Origin of the sequence: Streptomyces mesophilus (assembly GCF_011044995.1) — a bacterium.
Classification (GTDB): domain Bacteria; phylum Actinomycetota; class Actinomycetes; order Streptomycetales; family Streptomycetaceae; genus Streptomyces; species Streptomyces mesophilus.
Genome location: NZ_JAAKZW010000477.1, coordinates 1 through 913, shown reverse-complemented (window position 1 = coordinate 913; position 913 = coordinate 1). Strand labels below are relative to the sequence as shown.

The 913-nt window shown below is 71.1% G+C and carries 1 protein-coding gene; it reads right to left on the bottom strand.

The annotated features are described in order from the left end of the window. Positions 1–4: 4 nt before the first annotated feature. Complete coding sequence (locus G6045_RS40660) at positions 5–661, bottom strand: GntR family transcriptional regulator (protein ID WP_165337269.1); 657 nt, start codon at positions 659–661, stop codon at positions 5–7. Positions 662–913 lie beyond the last annotated feature (252 nt).

Below are 913 nucleotides of genomic sequence, written 5' to 3'. Positions count from 1 at the left end.
CCCCCTAGCTCTCCGTCCCCCCGAACAACTGCCGCACCGTAGTCCGATAGTTGGTCTGCACGTGCGTGAGGGCGCTCGCGCGGGCCCGGTCGCGGTCGCCTGAGGCGAGGGCCGTGTACAGCTCGTGGTGTTCCTCGAGGAGGGTGCGCCACTCCTCGTTGCGCCGCGTCATCCAGCGCATCCGGCCGTCGACCGGCTCCATCACCGACATCAGCAGCCCGTTGCCCGCCATGGCGAGGATCCGGTCGTGGAACAGGGTGTTGACGTCCGTGATCGTCTCGGCGTCCTGGGCCTCGGTGGCCACGGTCGCCCGGTCGAGGAGCTCCGCCAGATCGGCGAGCGCCTCCGGGGTGGCCCGCTCGGCCGCGAGCCCGGCCGCGTAGACCTCCAACGCCTCCCGCAGTTCGAAGAGTTCCTGTACGTCGGTGGCGTCCAGGCGCCGTACCAGCGCACGCCGCGGCGACTCGAAGTACACGAAGCCCTCGGCCACCAGGGCGCGCACCGCCTCCCGCACGGGCACCCTCGACACCCCGAAGCGCTCGGCCAGTTCCCGTTCGACCAGACGGTCCCCGGGGCGCAGCCGGCCGGCGACTATGTCCTGCCGCAGCTCGGCGAGCACCTTCTCGCGCACGGCTCCGAGCGCGCGTTCAGCAGTGGTCATGAGCTCATTTAACCTGCCGCGACCCAAATGCACGTGGCCGGGGGCGAGATGGGCCGGGCCCGATCGGCCGCCCGGGACCGCCGCTCCTTTTACCTACTCGTAACCGACGGGACATTGCCGCGTGCCGGTGGCGGCGGGACGATGACCGCGTCGCGCTTGGTATACCAAACGTGCCGCTCCCTCCTGTCCCCGTCCCATGGAGGCTCCATGTCCGTCCTCGACGGCACGCGCCCTCCGGGTGCCCCCACCACC

Bases quoted from the DNA above. Each gene is read 5' to 3' on its own strand.
- G6045_RS40660 (WP_165337269.1), bottom strand. From the start codon at position 661: ATGACCACTGCTGAACGCGCGCTCGGAGCCGTGCGCGAGAAGGTGCTC.